Source organism: Pedobacter sp. KH_004, from assembly GCF_057840755.1.
In genome coordinates, this window is record NZ_CM174519.1 from 4,002,199 (window position 1) to 4,021,806 (window position 19,608).

20 protein-coding genes are annotated in these 19,608 nt (G+C 37.0%); 16 read left to right on the forward strand and 4 right to left on the reverse strand.

Annotation, left to right across the window (positions count from 1 at the left end; all coding sequences use genetic code 11):
- The first annotated feature begins 125 nt into the window (after window positions 1-125).
- Both AC3ITD_RS17210 and AC3ITD_RS17215 read left to right on the forward strand, forming a co-directional pair.
- Entirely contained in the window at window positions 126-356 is a 231-nt protein-coding gene (locus tag AC3ITD_RS17210) for a helix-turn-helix transcriptional regulator (protein ID WP_265799686.1), read from the forward strand.
- A gap of 486 nt (window positions 357-842) precedes the next feature.
- A complete protein-coding gene (locus AC3ITD_RS17215; RefSeq protein WP_489361560.1) occupies window positions 843-1,508 on the forward strand; it encodes a hypothetical protein in 666 nt (221 codons plus the stop codon).
- Here the strand turns inward: AC3ITD_RS17215 and AC3ITD_RS17220 are convergent.
- Window positions 1,438-3,063 carry an ISL3 family transposase gene (locus AC3ITD_RS17220; protein WP_489361562.1) on the reverse strand — a complete coding sequence of 542 codons (1,626 nt, stop codon included), beginning with the start codon at window positions 3,061-3,063 and terminating at the stop codon, window positions 1,438-1,440. The two genes, AC3ITD_RS17215 and AC3ITD_RS17220, sit on opposite strands and share 71 nt — an antisense overlap.
- Before the next feature lie 66 nt (window positions 3,064-3,129).
- Between AC3ITD_RS17220 and AC3ITD_RS17225 the strand changes: the two genes are divergently transcribed.
- Window positions 3,130-3,597: a helix-turn-helix domain-containing protein gene (locus AC3ITD_RS17225; protein ID WP_489361564.1), complete on the forward strand. Its 468-nt coding sequence runs from the start codon at window positions 3,130-3,132 to the stop codon at window positions 3,595-3,597.
- A gap of 161 nt (window positions 3,598-3,758) precedes the next feature.
- On the opposite strand, the gene AC3ITD_RS17230 is transcribed toward AC3ITD_RS17225, so the two are convergent.
- Window positions 3,759-4,214 carry a GNAT family N-acetyltransferase gene (locus AC3ITD_RS17230; RefSeq protein WP_489361566.1) on the reverse strand — a complete coding sequence of 152 codons (456 nt, stop codon included), beginning with the start codon at window positions 4,212-4,214 and terminating at the stop codon, window positions 3,759-3,761.
- A gap of 410 nt (window positions 4,215-4,624) precedes the next feature.
- Here AC3ITD_RS17230 and AC3ITD_RS17235 point away from each other — a divergent pair, with 410 nt between their 5' ends.
- From AC3ITD_RS17235 to AC3ITD_RS17260, 6 genes are all read left to right on the forward strand, one after another.
- A complete protein-coding gene (locus AC3ITD_RS17235; RefSeq protein ID WP_489361568.1) occupies window positions 4,625-5,188 on the forward strand; it encodes a hypothetical protein in 564 nt (187 codons plus the stop codon).
- A 14-nt stretch (window positions 5,189-5,202) separates the two neighbouring features.
- Window positions 5,203-6,594, forward strand: coding sequence for a DUF3289 family protein (locus tag AC3ITD_RS17240; RefSeq protein WP_489361570.1), 1,392 nt, complete (start codon window positions 5,203-5,205; stop codon window positions 6,592-6,594).
- A 98-nt stretch (window positions 6,595-6,692) separates the two neighbouring features.
- The gene (locus AC3ITD_RS17245; protein WP_489361572.1) at window positions 6,693-7,043 is read left to right on the forward strand and encodes a hypothetical protein; all 351 of its coding nucleotides are present in this window, start codon (window positions 6,693-6,695) and stop codon (window positions 7,041-7,043) included.
- Window positions 7,044-7,187: 144 nt separating this feature from the next.
- Window positions 7,188-7,586, forward strand: coding sequence for a hypothetical protein (locus AC3ITD_RS17250; RefSeq protein ID WP_489361574.1), 399 nt, complete (start codon window positions 7,188-7,190; stop codon window positions 7,584-7,586).
- A gap of 94 nt (window positions 7,587-7,680) precedes the next feature.
- Entirely contained in the window at window positions 7,681-8,403 is a 723-nt protein-coding gene (locus tag AC3ITD_RS17255; protein WP_489361576.1) for an imm11 family protein, read from the forward strand.
- 128 nt (window positions 8,404-8,531) lie between these two features.
- Window positions 8,532-8,804, forward strand: coding sequence for a hypothetical protein (locus AC3ITD_RS17260; protein ID WP_489361578.1), 273 nt, complete (start codon window positions 8,532-8,534; stop codon window positions 8,802-8,804).
- 578 nt (window positions 8,805-9,382) lie between these two features.
- On the opposite strand, the gene AC3ITD_RS17265 is transcribed toward AC3ITD_RS17260, so the two are convergent.
- On the reverse strand, window positions 9,383-10,189 hold the full coding sequence (locus AC3ITD_RS17265; RefSeq protein WP_489361580.1) for an IS110 family transposase: 807 nt from the start codon (window positions 10,187-10,189) through the stop codon (window positions 9,383-9,385).
- A gap of 72 nt (window positions 10,190-10,261) precedes the next feature.
- Between AC3ITD_RS17265 and AC3ITD_RS17270 the strand changes: the two genes are divergently transcribed.
- Together AC3ITD_RS17270 and AC3ITD_RS17275 are read left to right on the forward strand one after the other, a co-directional pair.
- Window positions 10,262-10,624 carry an ISAon1 family transposase N-terminal region protein gene (locus tag AC3ITD_RS17270; RefSeq protein ID WP_489361582.1) on the forward strand — a complete coding sequence of 121 codons (363 nt, stop codon included), beginning with the start codon at window positions 10,262-10,264 and terminating at the stop codon, window positions 10,622-10,624.
- Window positions 10,599-11,582, forward strand: coding sequence for an ISAon1 family transposase (locus AC3ITD_RS17275; RefSeq protein WP_322975152.1), 984 nt, complete (start codon window positions 10,599-10,601; stop codon window positions 11,580-11,582). The genes AC3ITD_RS17270 and AC3ITD_RS17275 overlap by 26 nt, the downstream gene beginning before the upstream one ends.
- A gap of 2 nt (window positions 11,583-11,584) precedes the next feature.
- Here AC3ITD_RS17275 and AC3ITD_RS17280 read toward each other — a convergent pair whose 3' ends face one another.
- Entirely contained in the window at window positions 11,585-11,860 is a 276-nt protein-coding gene (locus tag AC3ITD_RS17280) for a hypothetical protein (RefSeq protein ID WP_489361585.1), read from the reverse strand.
- A gap of 276 nt (window positions 11,861-12,136) precedes the next feature.
- Here AC3ITD_RS17280 and AC3ITD_RS17285 point away from each other — a divergent pair, with 276 nt between their 5' ends.
- The 5 genes from AC3ITD_RS17285 to AC3ITD_RS17305 all read left to right on the forward strand — a co-directional run bounded on the left by AC3ITD_RS17285 (window position 12,137) and on the right by AC3ITD_RS17305 (window position 19,532).
- Window positions 12,137-12,475, forward strand: a complete 339-nt coding sequence (locus AC3ITD_RS17285; protein WP_489361587.1) for a helix-turn-helix domain-containing protein — start codon at window positions 12,137-12,139, stop codon at window positions 12,473-12,475.
- A gap of 164 nt (window positions 12,476-12,639) precedes the next feature.
- Window positions 12,640-13,020 (forward strand): glycine cleavage system protein GcvH, encoded by a 381-nt coding sequence (gene gcvH, locus AC3ITD_RS17290; RefSeq protein ID WP_463484808.1) that lies wholly within the window; start codon window positions 12,640-12,642, stop codon window positions 13,018-13,020.
- Between the two features lie 11 nt (window positions 13,021-13,031).
- Window positions 13,032-13,430, forward strand: a complete 399-nt coding sequence (locus AC3ITD_RS17295; RefSeq protein WP_265799684.1) for a VanZ family protein — start codon at window positions 13,032-13,034, stop codon at window positions 13,428-13,430.
- A 351-nt stretch (window positions 13,431-13,781) separates the two neighbouring features.
- Window positions 13,782-16,604: an outer membrane beta-barrel protein gene (locus AC3ITD_RS17300; RefSeq protein ID WP_489361590.1), complete on the forward strand. Its 2,823-nt coding sequence runs from the start codon at window positions 13,782-13,784 to the stop codon at window positions 16,602-16,604.
- Window positions 16,605-16,763: 159 nt separating this feature from the next.
- The gene (locus tag AC3ITD_RS17305; protein WP_489361592.1) at window positions 16,764-19,532 is read left to right on the forward strand and encodes an outer membrane beta-barrel family protein; all 2,769 of its coding nucleotides are present in this window, start codon (window positions 16,764-16,766) and stop codon (window positions 19,530-19,532) included.
- The last annotated feature ends 76 nt before the right edge of the window (window positions 19,533-19,608 follow it).

The window sequence follows — 19,608 nt, forward strand, 5'->3', positions numbered from 1 at the left end:
GAGCCTTTCTATATTTTATATCAGTTGATTAATTCGTTTTACATAGCACTCATAAGTCTTAGAATTTGTAGTTGTAATCAGTCGAAGCAAAACAATCTGGCTAAATTCTTGTTCATTTCATTCAAATGGAAAATAATAATATAGCTATCCCTAAAATTATGGGACTGGATGAACAGGAAATTAAAGCACTTGAATTGATAGCAGAAGGTTTGACATATAGTGAAATTAGCCAAAAACTCAACTTAAATGAGAATAAAATTGACTCTATAAGAAAAAACCTGATGGTTAAAACCAAAACAAAAAACAGTGCTTCTTTAGTGTCGTTTGCTTACAAATACGGTTTGCTTAAAGTATAATAAAAGCATCTCCACTTTTTGAAAAGGCTTAAATATTTGGTTAGAAAAAACGCTCTGCTATAAGTATAGCAAAGCGTTACTATTTAATCTATCGTCCCGAATAAATTAACATTACAAACTTATCGAGTTTTGTTTAATAGCTAAATAGCCTTTTTTGGCTATGAACATTTTATTTTTTATCCATTTACAGGGCATATCTTTCCCGAGCAACATATAAGTTAAACCTTACCCGATGCCATCTGATAACCTCGTTAAATTCTTTCCTACAATAACATTCCAACATATTAGCTAACTTTGGCAAAACTAATTTATAAGAAATGAATTTTCCATCAGAAGGAAAATTGCATATATTTCTAATCATTTGCATGCATTTCTAGAATACTTAAAAGCCTTGTAGACACAGTTTGTAAGGCTTTTTCATTTCTATCTTTTTTCTTATGTGTGCAAGTTGTTTGCAAATGTGTGTGCAAGTGTTTACCTTTTAGTATGGCGAACGTTGCCAAGTTTCTTGATAAAAGGTTTGAGTTATCCGATGGTAGTTACCGGGTAAGACTTAGAGTTTCCCATCAAAGGAAATCTATTTTCATTGCCACAAATTTCTCTTTTACTGAAAAGGAGTATGCTAAACTCATAACCGGCAAAAACATGAATAATGATACTGCCATGCAAAAAGCTAAACGGAGCCTTGCGGAACTTGAAGATAAAGCCAATAGCATCATCAATGATTTACCTATTTTTTCCTTTGAAGCCTTCAAGACTCGCTTTGATCAGAAAGGAGATCGATTTGATTTGATTAACCTACTTTTTGAGGAATCGATTAAGCTGCGGGATGCTGGCAAATTCTCCAACGCAAATATTTACCTAAGCGCGAGTAGGATCTTTGCTCGTTATGCAGAATTTGTCCATAAGAAGACCACCTACCCTATCAACATGGTTACACCAGATGAACTGCAGAAGTTTCAAGATTGGGCTGAGAGCATCAAAGCAGATGGCGGTAAAAAGTATTCAACTACTACAGTGAGCATTTGCATGGTGAGAGTGGGGATTTCGCTAAAAGTGGTTTTCGTCACTTTTGGTGAATTTAGGCTGATTTTGCAAGCACCATTTTTCTCAATAACTCAAAACCAGCCCTGCCGTACATTTTTCTTTTGATATTTTTAATCCGGTTAACCTGACCTTCGACTTGTCCATTGCTTATTGTAGTTATAACTGCATTATTTACTGCTTCATAATCTTTCAGGAGATTTTTAGCGAAATTTTTGAGGCCACAGTCTGACTTTACCGCTTCTTCAATCCAGCTTTTCAACATACCATCTTCCTTTACAAGAAATAGCTTTTTAAACCCCTTTACCAGTTGCTCCAATTGTTTCACTTGCGGTAATTTTTCGAACAGCAACTTCAAAAAGTCTTCATCATGGTCTCCCTGTAGCTGCTCTGGCTCCATATAAAGCATAAGGGATAGTCTGGTCGGAGACCAGGTTTTCAAGATTATAGGAGCTACAACTGTAGTTCTAGTGAAAGATTGCGTGTTATAAATCTCATTCATTTTGCAGCAAAACTGTGTATACTTTCCATTAAACCCCATCTGCAGTATAGTTTTGTGAAGCTCCCGGTATGTTTTGCCTCTATTATCTTCCTGCAGTAGAAAGTTAATGAAAGCATCCAGATTGGTTGTAGTTCTGGATTGTCTTTTTTCAAGCTGTTCCATAGTTATGTATTTTCTAACTGTACCACGGGCCAATCTTGTAATCCTGGCAATTCGTTTTATAGCCACACCGTTACTTTGCAATTCTTTAACTTTATCGAATTTATGCTGTCTACTCACACTGATATTAGCAGTCGAAATGTCAGGGATTATTGTTTCTGGTTTACTTTGGGCAGGCTGCTCAATCTCAACTTTTGTGGAAGTCTCCTTTTTGGGATCATTGTAAACCGCAAATATCTCCCTCAACTCTTTTCCTTTAGCTTGAAAGATCCTTTTGGTGGCCTCTCCAAGATTCATCAGTAAATGAAAGCGGTCTGCGACCTGGCTAGCATTTGGCGCACCTTTTTTAACCCCTAAAGCATATGGCCCATACCGATCTCTGGAAACCGTTTTTATTTCCGGGTGATTTTTGAGCCATTCGGCAAGAGTACCCGCCTCTCGGTCTGGTAACAGATCTATCACTTCTTTTCTTTCTAAATCAACAATAACAGTTCCGTAGGTCCTTCCTTTTTTGAATGCCCAGTCGTCTACGCCTATTATACCAGATGTCGATGTTCTGGGTTGAATATTCACCCTATTGATCACACGCAATATAGTCGATGGACTGACAGGTATTCCAACATAACGACTGATTGCCGCACCAGTATTTCCACCCAGTTCGAGTGCCATGCGCACAAGAAGATCATTTGAACGAACCATTCTTCGATAATAAGGCCTGATTTCATATTCGAAGCGCTCTGTAAATACTTTTCTAGGACATACCGCATTATCACAAAAATATTTTCTGGCTTTGAGCTTAACTCTGGCCAGGTGCCCGGAAATAGGTAGATCTAAAAGAGTCCTTAAATACCTGCTGTGAATTCTATTGCTCCTTTTGCCGCAAATCGGACAAGCTGAATATTTTTGACAGGCAGAGGTATTGACACAAAGTACTCCTGGCTCAGGGTAGATTGTATGAGCTTTTAGCTGTAAATTAGAAGGAAGGATAAATTGTGGTATCATAATATAAAGTATATTATAAAATTACACATACTTATCTTAAATTTGTATTATCAATTAAAGAATAAAGTGGGAAAACCAGTATTAAAAATCCAGCGGTCAGAGGCTGGAGAAATAAAAAAACTATTAAATACAAATGATGCTTACACAGTGGGTGTAAGGTTATATCTGGTGTACTTGGTTGCACTAGGGCATTCAAGCCGAAAGCTCTCTGAACTTCATAATATAAGCTTCAAACAAATAACCAACTGGGTGCATCGATTCGAAAAAGACGGGATTGAAGGCTTAAAAGATAAAAAAGGACGCGGAAGGCGTAGTGCATTATCAAATGAACAGCTGGCAAGGATTAAAACATTGGTACTAAAAGAAACGCCCGAAAAACATGGTTTTAAATCAGGGAAATGGACGGGCCCTTTACTAATACAATGGATTAAAACGGAATATGGACGGGAATATCAGAAAGCGCAAGTTTATAATTTGCTGGAGAAAATCGGAATTGCCTTTGAAAAAAAAGCTGGCTTGGTATACAAAGTGTAATTATTTAGTATACTTTCACCAAAAGTGACGAAGAACCAATATCACCAGAATATCCAATGGTTACCGATGAGCTTAGCTAGATTAAAATTTAGATAACTATCGAATAAATTTATTATTCAATGGCGTTAGCCAGCAAATTATAAATATTGCATTACCTGCGGTTACCCCTCCACCTCACAATGTTGCCGCAGCTGCTTAGGTCCTTGTGGCCAGATGTAGGAGGTTGTTTGCTTTTTCCAGCCAATGCTTTTATAGAATCTGTCAGCGCCAGGAGCTGCGGTAAGGTTTACAAAATGATAATCCACCAACTGATCATTGAGCGCTTTGACTAAATACTTTCCAAGCCCTTTCCCCTGGTATTCTGGATCCACTACAATATCGGCTAACATTGCATAGTATCTGCCATCACCAACCACGCGTCCGAAAGCAATTATAATATCATTATGGTAGATGAAAATTGTTGTTGTGCTATTTCTGAATGCGCCTTCAATTTCGTTAGCCTTCCTATGCTTCCATTCTACAGCCTTGAACAGATCCAAAACCCGCAGCCAATCAACTTCATTGAGATCTATATTTAATTTGTATAGGAAAACTGTATTCGGAGTGATAGTTGCCATATTAGAACAAATTTAAGGCAAATAACTATTTTTTCTCTGGTAAAAATTTAAGGATTTATACTTGAGTTTATACAGAGAGGTCTTGCATTTCGCATTGCCATGTAAGCACAACCTTTAACATAAACCTTCAGCAGCGTTCTAAAGGTTTTAACACGCTCATATTATTAAAAATAGGGAAAACTTACTTTGAAATTTGATGCACTTTGAGATAAAAACTAGGTTGATCTAATTAATTCTATATCTACATTTTGATTATCAAATATTTACAAATTCAAAACTCTTTTTCGTGTAAATTAAAATTTAGAAGTAATATGCTACAAAAAATATGAGCGAAGTTTGTATTTCAATACTTCACTCTCCAAAATCTAAATTAATTGAAAACAAACTTTCCCACGAATCGCATACTAAGTGTGCTTTTAATCTTTGTTATTTCAGTATTATTTGCCTGTCGCAAAGATCGACTGAAAATTGAAACTCCAAATGATCCAATTTCAAACGACGCTATTGATAAATGGCTCGACAACAATCCTGAAGTAAAATTACTACCTATTGACTGGGAGAAAGCTAGACAGGGAACCGTCGCGGGGACGAACTTTGTAAGAGTGCCTTTGTACGACATTACTGATCCGACATCATATCTAAAAAATAGTTTAAAGCAACATACTAAAGCGAGCCTAGGGTTGCCAGTTGAAAGCCAAAGCAACCGCATGGTTGTACCCCCTGGAGGTGGTGGCGGAACTCCTCCTCCTCCAACTACACCAACTTCAAACCCTAATTATTTTTCTAGCCATCCGCCAGAAATTTACTTTGTTCAGCCTCAAGACGAAAGTAAACTATATGCTTTTGTACTGAATTTTGTGCCGGAAAATACTCAATCTGGTTTGGCCAAAATGGGCAATGGACCGGTAAACTGTATGAATGGAACGGATCTGCAGATACGGTTATTGTACATAATTTCTCTAATAGTGTTTTGATAAGTAGGAATATATTGAAATTCTATCCTAACACAGGAGGTGGTATAGAAAGAGTTGGCCCGTCTAAAATCCAATCCACAACCCCTTTAAAGGATAAACAAACTGGATTGATTTTTGGATGGCTATGGGATAAGCTTGGCGATTTAGCTGGAGCCGTAGGACATGTGTTAGGCTTTCCAACAGAGTTAGTCCCAAGCACAAGCAGTCATGCGGGATCTCATTGGCACTGGCGTTTCATCAGTAGTGGTAGCGATAGCGAAGCGGGTTGGGCAAATACCGGGTCAGGCGGAGGTGGAGGCGAGGCTGTCAGTTCGGGACGCCCAATTATTTCAACTTATATCCCACCTTCTTCCAATTATGGAGGCCCTACAAACGTTTCATATTCAGGTTATAATTATCAGGGTGCAAATATTCGCTTTGGTGGTCCAAATATAGCGCCAATCAACGCAAATGGTATCTTCGTCTTAGAATATTTAGATGTTTCGGAATATGCTCAAGGGTATATTCTCACACCTCAAGCAGGGCCGCTTGCGAATTATCTTAAGAATTATTTAGAATTAGAAAACTTAAGTACAAAAGCGAAAGCCTTAGCCTCAGCAGCCGCAGAATATTTTTCTAAACCTAATCCAAAGTTAACCTTCGAAGAATTTGCAATAGTATACGGACTTAAACCTTTTACGATGCCTTCTTTTGATGGTATAGAGGTGTTTGATGCTCCTTCCTTACCTACGGGGCAAAATTTCCCTCTTATTGGAGCAACTGAAGATAGAGGCAATGTTGAAGATATGCTCTACGGCACTGATCATAATACTGATGGTATTGATCCGGTTGTCTTAGGCCGGACAGAAGCACAATTGTGGGAGTCTATGACAGATGTGATTGATTGGGGCACAGCGTCAAGTAACACAATGAGAAATGTTGCTCATGGATTTATACATCAATTTTCCATTAATACATCAACAGATTTTGTAAAGGAAGATCCAACATTAAATCAAACTGCAGAGGACAGTCCTGAAATGGTTGCATTTTTTGCTAAAATCGCAAATAAAATTAGAGAACATCTACGTGCAACTAATGAAAACATCAGTACCTTAAACATAGAGATGGGTCGAGAAAGACCAATTTTTGGTTTCAAGCAAAATATGTTTAATGGATTAACGATATTATTGAATGATACGGAATATTCAGAAATAAGGTTAGAGAGTTACGAGAAAGCTGGAGATCGGGCTCATATGGTAATTAACGTTACAACTTTTGATCATTTTGGGCTTGATAAACTGGATGCTACAAGTAAAAAGTTCTATCACAATGGATTTCAGTCTTGGTGGGTACTACAGCATAGAAAAGGCAACATTCCCTTTAAGACTAAAGTTACAACAAGAAAATTGGTAATAGTTAGACTATAATGAACAAATTCATCGTATTATTAATCATCATCTTTTGTTCTGGTTGTGCATCACCTCGCAGCCAAAAACTAATTTTTTTCAACGAAAAATCTAGGCGATTGACACCACAACATGAACCGACTTTTAGTGCAGTTTTCCTAATTGAAAACTATTGTACCTCGAAAAATTGTGAGGTGTATATTGATAGTTTAATTCAAGAACATTATAAAACCAAAAATTATAAGCAATATTTAGTAGAGGTGTACAAGGAATCTGAGAAAATAAATATTCAGAACTTAAAGGAAAACCCACAAGATTTTGATGACTATGCTGATCAAGAGCATGTACTAACTTATAGGTTTTTGAATGGAAAGTTTTTATCAAAAGACAGATATAAAAATGGCGAATCCATTGAGACTATTGATACTGCGATTATCAAGATTGAACCTGCGCCTCCTGTGAGGAACTAGCGAATAACTGTATCGATAAAAATATTCAAGTACCCATCATTTCATTGTGAAGGGACAATTTTTCTTTACATTAAAGATAACGATGTCAACTCGTTAGCTAAAATTTGAGTACCTTTATTCTATCAAATAATGTTCTCACTATAAATGAAAACCCTTAAAATAGTTTATATCATCTGCGTTTCTCTATGTGCATTTCAGTTATTTATATTTCTGGTAATGCCGTTTGGTGGGCCGTTAGGTATATTCAATCTTATGGAACGCGGTATGTTTTCAGCACAAAGCGGTTTTTTAGTAATACCTACTGACGAAATGTATTATCCCAACAACATTCACGTAAAAAATCTTGCATTATTTAACCAGATATGCACCATTGGTTATTTCAGCTCATTGGTCATTTCATGTTTATCTCTGGCTTTAATCAAACTCAAACCAATAAGCAAATACAAAATGGGAATAATCTTTTTTGTCCTAGCCATCATTTTTGTTTATGTTGGGAAAGCTGTTTGGCGTTATTACGTCGGCGTGTATATTGAGAATACCTAACAGTTTACTTAGAAAAAACCCTGGTAATCATATCTCTAACATTCAGCTTATCTTTTCAAAAAACAACATTCAACAACAACCTTCAGCAATTTTCATGAATTTCTATAAAATACAACACAGCCTAGACAAAAAAATTGCTGGCACATTTGGCCAGATCATAAATTCTATTCCGCCTGTAGGATGGGAAAACAAATCCGACTTTGTACAAAATATTTCCTTCCGAAAATTTGACGGAGAACCTTTAACAGCTATCGGCTTATTAGACAAGAAAGCTAAATTAACAGATTTGTTAAGTACTGTGCCCGTAGGTTTTACGCCAAAATTATTAGTATCAAAAGCTTTCAAAGGATTAATCGAAGAATTTGCCCCTTCGCTGTTTCAATTCTTTTCCTGTGATATCGAAAAAAAAGGTCTAAACTTTGAATACTGGTTAGCTAGTCCTTTGGAAACAGGGTGGACTTTCGTTGATTTCAGTCGTTCACAAACACTAATACGAAAGAGGAAACCTGAAGGCGGTACCATTCAAAGTGTAGTGCAAATCGATAGCCTAAAACAATTTCATGATTTCATAGAAAATACTGAGCCTGGTGAAAGGTGGAATATTACCGTTGAAAAGGTAAATGTTTTGCCTCACACCGATGTAGATCTATTTGTTTTAGACAAGGTAGATGGTGGTGTTGGATATTTCGTTTCTGAAAGATTTAAACAGGCCGTGGAAGTACTTGAATTAACTGGAATTGAGTTTAAACCAAGTCATTTAAATCTTAGCGGATGGCTGCAGGACGGCATAAGAGAAAAGATTTATGGCGAAGCATAATGATTGTTTATCCCTTTAATTCAATGGCAAAAATGTTTAAGTTAATTATTTGGACACTAATCACAATCTTAATAGGTTGCGCATCGGATAAATGCCCTTCAGAAGCTAATATTCTTGGTCACTATAAAATGAAAACGTACACAAGCGAAATGCTCGACATCACATTAGACATAGATAAGGATGGATCCTTTGTACATAGATATCATAAAAAAAATGGTGAAAAATTAGTTAGTAAAGGAAGGTGGTCGCTTGGCGGTAAAACCTGTTCAATTAATTTTACGCCCTGGTATGCATATGGGAGATCCAATTTCAAGAATAAGCATGTCATGATTTCGGCTTTATTTGAGGATGATAAAATCATGCCTTACGAAGATGTGCCAATCTATGTAAAAGTAGAATAGTGAATAACTAATGCAATGACGAGTATATCAAATATGAAATACCTATAGTTTCCAGAAAATCTAATTTACCGCAGCAATCTTTTATCTATTTCTTTGAATGCCCCGAAACTAAGAAGCTTTGCAGAAAGCTGTTTTTTAATGGCAAGACGTTTGTTCATCAATCAAAAATCGATGGCTACTATCAGTGCCAAACCCAATCTAAGAAAATTAGGGATTTTGATAGACTGGTAGGCTACCTGTTTGGTCCTAACAATATTGACGAGCAACTGGCAAGTAAGAACTTTAAGCGCTACTATAATGGATTGCCCACCAAGAAATTCCAGCGCTTAATGAAATGGAAGATGCGTATTGGATCAATGACCAGAGATGAGATTGATGGCATAATCATTAATGGCTGCCTTTAGCCAAATTGTTGAGAAATGTTGAAACTCAATTGCTGATGTTGACATTTTTTGACATTAAGCCCTTCATCAAGAACCTCACAAAGCTAGACATTCAAGCCAGAATATCGAGAGTGCTCAAAATTGAGTGTACTCTATTTTGATAGTGTTTTGCCTGCTACGGGTTGTTCGTAAATGTTAGTCTTCAATCAATGGTTTATGGGTATATTCCTTCAGATATAACCTTTTATCTTTGATACATGCAAAAAGCCTACAGATTATTTTAAACTTTACAGCGTTCATCATTGACGTTTTATTCTTCATGTCAACATCGACTCTTCTTCTGTAATATGTCCGCAGCTCTGGGTCATTTGCAATACAAGTTCTTACACCATTATGGAGCAATGATCTGATTTTTTTGTTTGCTATTGGAGATACTCTCGATCGTCTCTTTACACTTGTGCCAGAGGTATGATCAAAAGGTGCGACTCCGCAGTAGGCAGCGAATCCCCTGGCGCTATTAATGGCTTTAAACTCATTGGTGTGAATTAAGATTTGAAGTGCGGTAACAGGCCCAATACCAGGAACCGAGAGCATTATATTCATTAATTCCTTAATATTATCATCAGATCCAATCAGCTCTTTGGTAAATGCCTCAATATTCAATAAATCTTCATCAATTGATGTGATTGATTTCGAACAAAGTGTTATATTTTTCTTCGATATTCTTTCTTCAAAAAACTGTAAATCTTCCTTCAGCGGCGTAGTCATTGCTTTATGCATTTTCACTACTCTCTCTCGAAGTGTGCTTAAAGACGCTAGATGCTCTATGATTTCCCTTTTGGGATGCCATAAATTTAGATAAGGATGATTTCTAATTAAATACTTCGCAATTCTAGCTGCGTCAAGTTTGTCGGTTTTGCCGCGTAAAAGTCCGAGTGAATTTTTTATACGAGTAGCAGGTTCTAATACAACATTCGCCTTTAGTCTATGTAATTGCTTCAAAAGCTTTATAGGGATCAAGCAAAAAAGTTGGGGAGTTGAGAAGTTTATTTAATTTTGTTCAACATTATTATTTTGGACAGCTCAATATTATCTTTTATACTACCAGAAGGGTTAACTGAATACTTTGAACTAGATAAGTTCGAACTTTCTGAAGGCTCTTACCATATTTATCTTTCAGAGAAAAACATTCATCCCGAAGAGTATTCAGGTGAAAAGTTGATTTCTAAGGGCTTTTTCGATGAAATCACCGTTCGTGATTTTCCTTTGCGTGGAAAACCTTGTTTTTTGAAGGTAAAGCGGCGCAAGTGGCAAAATCTCAATACAAAACAGATTGTTTTCAGGGATTGGAACCTGGTTGCCGATGGTACCAAGATGACTACCGAGTTTGCATTTTTTTTTGAAAAGCTATTTGGATTCAAGCCCAATAAGCTGTAAAACGCTAGGTCATTTCTTTGGTGTTGACGGCAAACGTCTTGAGGAGCAGTATGCTAGCCATCTGAGTGGATTTACCGTTTGGGATCAGTTGGAACATGCTGGAGACTGGCTTCTATTTCCTGAAAATATGGGAGAATATCTTTCCATAGATGAAACCAGCCTGTCCCAGGGAGAGTTGTATACCGTTCTGACCAATAAGGCTGCAAAAGGTAAAAAAGGTGCCCTTGTTGCCATTATTAAAGGAACCGAAAGCGAATCTGTGATCAAAGTCCTCTCTCAGATCAAGGTGGGCCTGCGCAGAAAAGTGAAAGAAGTTACTCTTGATCTTGCTCCAACAATGTCGCGTATAGTTAAAAGATGCTTCCCTCAGGCCAAACTGGTTTCTGATCGCTTTCACGTACAGCAATTGGCTACCGAAGGCGTCCAGGAAATAAGGATAAGACATAGATGGGAGGCCATAGAACAGGAAAATAAGGAAATGGAGCTGGCCAAGGCTGTAAAAAAACGCTGGGTACCGGAATTGCTGGAAAATGGTGACACTGTAAAACAATTGCTGGCAAGAAGCAGATATCTGCTATTCAAGCGGGAGGTCAACTGGACACCTTCACAATCACATCGGGCTGAGCTTTTATTTGGTTTGTATCCTGATCTTGAACAGGCCTATAAACTGAGTCAGGGCTTGTCCACTATACTCAGTACATCCAAGGACAGGATAATTGCTTTTAAAAAGCTGGCCATTTGGTATAATCAAGTAGAATCCGCTGGATTTAAATCGTTTAACACAATTTCAAGAACAATCCAGAACAACTACGAAACGATACTAAACTACTTTGATAACAGATCAACCAATGCCTCGGCAGAATCTTTCAATGCAAAGATAAAGGCTTTTAGAGCACAGTTCAGAGGTGTGAGAAATGTGAAATTCTTTCTATTCAGGTTATCTAAAATTTATGCTTAAGATTACTCCCCAACTTTTTTGCTTGATCCCTTTATAGTGTAAATTCCTGTATGTTCTAAACCAAAAACTGCTTTTGGGATTTTGAAGCCTGGTAGTAGCTTCATTGAGTCGATGAGTTCTATAATCGCAGTTTCATTATTGCTTGATTTACCATTAATTACTTTCTCTCCATCATATCTTATACAATAATTAAATGTTGCCTTGGAAACGTCGATACCTACATACCAGCTCACTTTATCTAAGGGATTTTGTTCTTTTTTTGCCAGAAAGAATATCAAATATCAGATCACCAGAATTGCCTTTAGTTTATATTAGGTCTTAACCTTTGCTTTGCGCTAGGCCAGTTCTTTAAGGAATTAGTATGCATTTTTAGGCTTATCACGGACCATAGATCTTTTCTTTGTATGAATTTTAAGTCGCTCCTAAAAAAGTCTCATCATTTACCCAAAGTGATCTGATAGGATATAAACATTGATGGGGTGATTTAGTTTAAAACAAAAATTCCTCTAAAATTTCGCTAGCTAACATGTTTGAATTAACGGCGGTCACTACATATGCGCAGAAAACAGTATGCTGAATTATCCACTATCTTAACGCGTGCGCCTGATGCTGACATACTTTTATATTTATCAAATGGAAAATCCTTTCGAATAATTAATCAGCAACTGATCGCTATAGAGCAACGGCTTGAAAGAATAGAGCAGGCTTTGAAAATTGGTGATGATGCCAATGCAAAATACTTTAAAGTTGATGATGCCGCAGCATTTTTGAGCATGACACCTGGCGCTATTCGAATGATGACACTCAGACAGAAAATCCCACATTTCAAAAAACTTGGTAAGCTGTATTTCAAACTATCAGATTTGATCAAATGGATGGAGACATCTGAATAAATAAAAGTTATTTTTCAGTCGTTGCGAATGGTTAAACTAAATTGTATTTTTGAGCCGTTGACATACTTAGAATTATGAGCAAATGAAAAAATGTTTGCAATTATGTGTGCAACACCTAATATAGAACTAACACAAAATACTCATAATCAATAAGTTAAAAAATAATGAATTTTCCATCAGAATTAAAATACACTAAAGACCACGAGTGGGTTAAGGTTGAAGGCAACGAAGCTTTTATCGGCATTACTGATTTTGCACAACGCGAATTGGGCGATATCGTTTATGTTGACATCAACAGCGTAGGCTCTGAAGTGACTAAAGAAGAAGTTTTCGGTACGGTTGAAGCGGTAAAAACAGTTTCAGATTTATACATGCCAGTAACAGGTACTGTTTTAGAAATCAATTCAGAATTAAATGATAATCCCGAGTTGGTAAATAGCGACCCTTATGGTAAGGGTTGGATGGTTAAAGTTTCATTATCTGATTTAGCTGAAGTGGAAGAATTATTAACTGCAGAAGCTTACCAAGCTTTAGTAGGCGCTTAATTTATCATATTTTGTACGAAGCACTGAAACGACAAAAATGGGCCATCTTCTGGACAATTGTTGTCTTGGTGCTTTGTAATATCAAATTACCCGATTCAGAAGGAGATGGATTTTTCTTCAAGGGTTTTGATAAAATGGCACACTTGGGCTTCTTCTTTGTACTTTCTGTATTATTATTTTATGGCAAAATAAAATATCAAAATAATTATGGTTTTAGAACGTTAACTGTTTTTAAAATCATTTTAATTAATGCCATTATCGGCGGTACCATCGAAATCTTACAGTGGAAAGTCTTTACGTATCGCTCGGCAGAATGGTGGGATTTTGGCTGTGATATGTTGGGTGCTTTGATGGCCGTATTTAGTTACATATTACTTCACAAATTAAATCTTGATGAAAAAAATACTTAGTTTAATCATCGTTGGTGCATGCTTAAGCTTAAGTGGCTGCAATGTTTTCAAAAAAGGTTGTAACTGTCCAAAAGTTTATCATAAAACTTATCCTTCTCAAATTAGATAGACCTATCGCTCCATTACCTCTTACAGCTACATTCCATATGCTGTATTTAATAACTGTCCAAAAGTTTATCATAAAACTTATCCTTCTCAAATTAGATAGACCTATCGCTCCATTACCTCTTACAGCTACATTCCATATGCTGTATTTAAAATGTTACCAAGCATTTAACACATCTTAACCAAACCTTTTAAACTTCGCTTAGTCTGATAGCTTAGTTTTGTATTAATATCTAATTTTTTCTAATGAAAAAGAACGTTCAAAGAGCAATTTTTATTGTTCTTATTTTTTGCGGCTACCTCGCTCAAGCTCAAGCTCAAAATACCGGCGCTATTACTGGCAAAGTAATCAGTTCTAAAGATAAAAAACCAGTTGATTACGCAACCATCGCGATAAGAAGTTTAAAAGATTCGGCAGTTGTGGCTTCTGGCCAAAGCGATCCCGATGGAACGTTTAGCTTTAAAGCCATCGCACCAGGAAAATACCGCATTTACGCAGCCTTTTTAGGTTTAAAAACCGCTACTAAAGATATTGAAGTAGCCAAAACCACTGTTAATGCGGGCGAAATTGCCATGACTGATGATGGACTTGACTTAAAGGATGTAAATGTAACAGCAAATATTCCTGTGGTTGTTAAAACCGATACATTAGAATTTGATGCCAAATCAATTAAAGTTAGAGAGAATGCTGTAGTGGAAGATGTGCTAAAGAAACTCCCTGGTGTGGAAGTGGCAAAAGATGGAAGTATTAAAGCACAAGGTGAAACGGTTACCAAGGTTAAGGTGGATGGTAAAGAGTTTTTCGGAAGCGACCCACTTTTGGCTACAAAAAACCTTCCTGCGGATATGGTCGATAAAATTCAAGTGATTGATGAAATGTCTGAACAGTCGCAATTTTCGGGCGTTGATGATGGCACCCGAAGCAAGATCTTGAACATCACTACTAAGGCCGGAATGAAAAAAGGCTATTTTGGTAATAGCAGCATCGGCTATGGAACCAATGAAAGATATGATGCGAATATTAACGTAAACAAATTCGATAATGACCAACAATTCAGCGTAATTGGGCAATTTAACAATGTAAACAAACAAAGCTTCGGCCAGGGTAACGGTGTTGGAAATGGTTTTGGCGGCGGTGGCCGTGGCAACTTTGGTGGTGGCGGTAGTGGTGCCGGTAGCGGAGGTATTACCAATACCAATGCTGGCGGTTTAAACTTTGCCGATACCTATAAAGACGGATCCCAGATTCAAGGAAGTTACTTTTTTAACCGATCGGATGTATCCAACCAGCAAACCAGTTTTACCCAAAATTTACTTGGTAATTCGATTACTACTGTTAACAATACCGCAGATAACAATACAGATCGAATCAATCACCGGTTTAATTTCATGATTGATACCAAGCTGGATTCATCAACAACAATTAAGATTCAGCCAAATGTTTCTTTCACAGAATCTGATGCAACGAACTTAAGTAATTACAACAGAAATTTAATCGCTACTTCAAGCACTGGAGATCAGCGTTATATTAGCAATTCAACCACGCCAAACATTGCTAATAATTTATTGATTCGTAAGAAATTCAAAAGACGTGGCAGAACGATATCATTAAACGTAAATACCAGCATTAATAACAATGATGCAGATACTTACAATTATATATCTGAAAGTAACACGGTGAATAATGTTAGTACTCCGTCACTTATTGATCAGTTGAATAAAGTAAATAGTAATTCGATTAATAACACGGCAAGAGTAGTTTACACCGAGCCGCTTTCTAAAACAACAAGCCTGGAGCTAAATTACCAAAATGGCTATGCTCATGATAATCAAGGCAGACAAGTTCTGGATTTTAACTCGGCAAGCGGACAGTATGATTTAGTTAATTTAGATTATACCAACATTTACGAAAACCAGACTTTAACAAATGCAGCAGGCGTAAGTTACACCACAAACGAGAAAAAGTACAACTGGAATATTGGTATTGCTGCACAACAAACCAACCGATTAAACACGAATGTTACTACTGGTATAGTTAGAAGTCAAAATTTTATTAATTTAACGCCTTCAGCTAACTTCAGGTACAACTTTAGTAATGCCAGAAGATTAAATATTCGATACAGAGGGAATACACAACAGCCAAGTATCAATCAAATTCAGCCAATCCCTGATAATACTAATACACAAAGTGTGTTTGTAGGTAACCCTTTATTGAGACCAGCTTTCAACAATAATTTAACCATTAATTACAATAATTTCGACTTTGCAAAGAGCAGGATGTTTTTCGCTTTCATCAATTTAAGCCAAACATTCAACGCCATCGGAAACAGTAGTCAATTGGTTACAGACCAAAGTGATGTGGATTTTGGTAAAATCAGAACTACCTATGTAAATGTTGATGGTGTTTATTCGGGTAGTGGAAGCATAAATGTAGGTTTACCGCTTCTCCCTGAACGTAAATTAAATTTAAATGCATCGTTGAATGCAAATTACAACCGAAACGTAAACTTCACTACAGCCAATAACAACCCTGCAGATTTAGTAAGAAATATCACCAATACTTACGCATTAACAAATCGCTACAGTTTGGTAACCAATTTTGATAAATTTGATTTAACCGGAGGTATCTCCGGGACATACAACAGGGCCACTTATTCCGCTAATCCTGCTCAAACTACGAACTTTTATACGCTAAATCCAAGTTTTGATATTAGTTATATGTTCCCTGGAAATATCCGTTTAGCTATTGATTTGGATTATATTAAAAACACTGGCCGTGGTGAAGGATACAATACCGAGTTTACGCTGGTAAACTCTTACATCAGCCGTCAGTTCTTTAAAAATAGAGGAACATTTAAAGTTGCGGTAAATGATGCTTTTAACCAGAATCAAGGGATTAGCAGAACAGCTACCAACAATACCATCACCGATTTAAATTACAATGTTTTAAAAAGATACTTTATGTTTTCGTTCACTTACTCATTAACCCGCATCGGCGGAAGAAATATGAGCGGCGATATGCAGATGCCAAACCAAGGTGGTGGCGGCGGTCAGCGAATGAGAATGTAAGGTCAAGAAATTATTAAAGTCTCGGTTTATTAGCCGAGACTTTTTTAGTTACAATTTATAACTGTTAAATCAACAGTTATGTATTTCAATTGTTACTTACACCAAATAAACCTTTAATATAGTTGTTAGTCTCTATTTTTAAACCAGGAGACTAACCGAATGAAACAACTCTTTACCCTAATTTGTATTTTATTTTCATGCTATGCCTTCGCCCAAAACAATGGTTCTGTAAGTGGCCGTGTACTTCAATCAAAAGATAAAAAACCAATCGATTATGCTTCTTTAGCCGTTAAAAATCTGTCAGACTCGAGCATGGTTGGTGCGGTGAGTACTAGTGAAGATGGAAAATTTATTTTGAAGGGTCTTAAACCCGGCAACTACCGGATATATGCAGCCTTTCTGGGCTTGAAAAACACGACAAAAGATTTCGCGATTACAGCTGACAAACCGAATTTTGATGTTGGAGATATTATTTTAGAAGGCGGGGCGATTGATCTTCAAACCGTTGAGATTAAAGCGGAGGTTCCACCGATTGTGGTAAAAAAGGATACGCTGGAATTTAATGCCAGCTCGTTTAAAGTGGTGGAAAATGCAGTAGTAGAAGATTTACTAAAAAAGCTTCCAGGTGTAGAAGTAGACAAGGCAGGAACTGTAAAAGCTGAAGGTGAAACCATTACTAAAGTACGGGTAGATGGAAAAGAATTTTTTGGCAATGATCCGCTATTGGCCACCAAAAACTTACCCGCCGATATGATTGATAAAATTCAGATTATCGATGAACTTTCTGATCAGGCTCAATTTACTGGAATTGATGATGGAACTCGAACCAAAATCATTAACATCACCACTCGAAAAGACAAGAAAAACGGTTACTTCGGAAATACCACAGCTGGTTATGGCTCAGACGATCGATATGATATCAATGCGAATATCAACCATTTTGATCAGGATAGGAAGCTAAGCGTAATTGCTCAATTCAATAACGTAAATAAACAAAACTTCGGTGGCGGCTTAGGCGGTGGAAATGGTGGGAATAATGGAGGCAGAGGTGGCATAACCGATACAAAAGCTGCAGGTTTTAATTATAACGATACTTATTCCGATCAAACAGAAGTAAGCGTTAACTACTTCGTTAATAAATCTGAAAATCTAATACTGAGGAACAGTGTTACCCAAAATTTTCTGGGTGATGTGACCACAATATTTAATAACAATCAAACAAATAATTCAGAGCGATTGAACCACCGTTTGGGTTTCATGGTTGATACCAAAATCGACTCACTTACTTCATTAAGGATCCAGCCTAACATCAGTTATACTAATAACGAATCCTTAAATTTTAGTGAATATACCCGGGATTACAATACTTACCGCATTAATGGCTCGCAAACATTAATCAATCACGGTACATCTCCTTCCATTAGTAATAACGTTTTGCTAAGAAAAAAATTTATGCGTCGCGGCAGAACATTATCATTGAATTTAAATACCAACATTAACAACAACGACAGTGAAAACTACAATGATAATCCTGAGACGAGAATTGAAGGGACGGTAGCCACTCAAAAACGCACCAACCAGTTAAACGATCAGGAAAGTGAATCCATCAACCAAAATACACGTTTGGTATACACCGAACCACTGAGCAATACATTAAGTTTCGAGCTGAATTATCAAAACGGATATAACCACAACACATCAGATCGGTTTACATACAATTTCAATCCCGCAACCCTGCAATACGATCTGCTCGATCAAACTTTTAGTAATTCTTACGAAAATACCATTTTAACCAACACGGCGGGCTTTAGTATCAATAAATCAGCAAAAAAATACAATTGGAATGCCGGTATGGCAGTTCAAAATACCGATCGAACGAACAACAACATTACCCGTGGATTTATCCTAAAGCAGAATGTATTTAATTACACGCCATCGGCTATGTTTAGGTATAACTTTAGCAACAGTAAAAGGTTGGTTTTCAATTATCGTGGCAGAACCAATCAGCCTACTATACAGCAACTGCAACCCATTCCTAACAATACCAACACTCAAAATATTCCGGTCGGCAACCCCCATTTAAGGCCTGAATTTGATAATACATTGAGAATTGCCTACAACACTTTCACCGTGGGCAAAAACAGGTCGCTTTTTGTAAATATCAACCTTACCCAAACTTCAAATAAAATAGCCAACAGCAGCAGTTTAATTCAAAGTGGACCAGATCAAGGCAAGCTGGCCATCACGCCAGTAAACGTAAACGGCGTTTATGCAGGTAGCGTGTCTTCATCATTAAGCCTCCCTTTAATGAGCGAGAATAAACTTAACTTCCACATTAACGTTTCGGGCAACTACGATCGCGATGTAAACTTCACCAATTCATTAAGAAATATCACAAACAGCTGGTCTATTACCAACGGGTACCGCCTGGTTTCTAATTTGGATAAGCTTGATTTAACGGCTGGCGTTAATGGTTCAATCAACCGTGCTACTTATTCTGTTCAACCAAATTCCAATACCCGTTTCTACACCTTCAGTCCAAATGTAAGTGTAAGTTATCTTTTCCCTGGCGATATTCGCTGGTCTGTAGATGCCGATTATAATCAGAATACCGGTCGCGGAGAAGCCTTTGACACTCATTTCACTTTGGTAAATTCTTACATTAGCAAACAGTTTTTTAAAAACCGTGGTACTTTCAAAGCAGCGGTAAACGATCTGTTAAATGAAAATCAGGGGATAAGCAGAACGGCAAACAACAACACCATACAAGATGTAAGCTTTAATGTGCTTAAACGTTATTTCATGTTTTCATTTACTTATTCGCTTAATAGAATGGGCGGCAAAAATCGAATCAGAGGAAATGAGGGTGGCGAAGGCCGAAGACGTGGAGATGAAGGAGGTTTTGGCGGCGGCCGACAACGTAATTAATCATTATTTAGTAAAACAAGATTTTTAACAGCAATGTTAACAGCCGTTATTTGGAATAAATCTAAAGAAAGGGTAA

What these genes read in the sequence shown, in the direction of transcription:
- AC3ITD_RS17210 (WP_265799686.1), top strand. Translation starts at nt 126, where the DNA reads ATGGAAAATAATAATATAGCTATCCCTAAAATTATGGGACTGGATGAA.
- AC3ITD_RS17300 (WP_489361590.1), top strand. Translation starts at nt 13,782, where the DNA reads ATGAAAAAGAACGTTCAAAGAGCAATTTTTATTGTTCTTATTTTTTGC.
- AC3ITD_RS17305 (WP_489361592.1), top strand. Translation starts at nt 16,764, where the DNA reads ATGAAACAACTCTTTACCCTAATTTGTATTTTATTTTCATGCTATGCC.
- gcvH (WP_463484808.1), top strand. Translation starts at nt 12,640, where the DNA reads ATGAATTTTCCATCAGAATTAAAATACACTAAAGACCACGAGTGGGTT.
- AC3ITD_RS17230 (WP_489361566.1), bottom strand. Translation starts at nt 4,214, where the DNA reads ATGGCAACTATCACTCCGAATACAGTTTTCCTATACAAATTAAATATA.
- AC3ITD_RS17255 (WP_489361576.1), top strand. Translation starts at nt 7,681, where the DNA reads ATGAATTTCTATAAAATACAACACAGCCTAGACAAAAAAATTGCTGGC.
- AC3ITD_RS17285 (WP_489361587.1), top strand. Translation starts at nt 12,137, where the DNA reads ATGCGCAGAAAACAGTATGCTGAATTATCCACTATCTTAACGCGTGCG.
- AC3ITD_RS17260 (WP_489361578.1), top strand. Translation starts at nt 8,532, where the DNA reads ATGAAAACGTACACAAGCGAAATGCTCGACATCACATTAGACATAGAT.
- AC3ITD_RS17250 (WP_489361574.1), top strand. Translation starts at nt 7,188, where the DNA reads ATGAAAACCCTTAAAATAGTTTATATCATCTGCGTTTCTCTATGTGCA.
- AC3ITD_RS17220 (WP_489361562.1), bottom strand. Translation starts at nt 3,063, where the DNA reads ATGATACCACAATTTATCCTTCCTTCTAATTTACAGCTAAAAGCTCAT.
- AC3ITD_RS17215 (WP_489361560.1), top strand. Translation starts at nt 843, where the DNA reads ATGGCGAACGTTGCCAAGTTTCTTGATAAAAGGTTTGAGTTATCCGAT.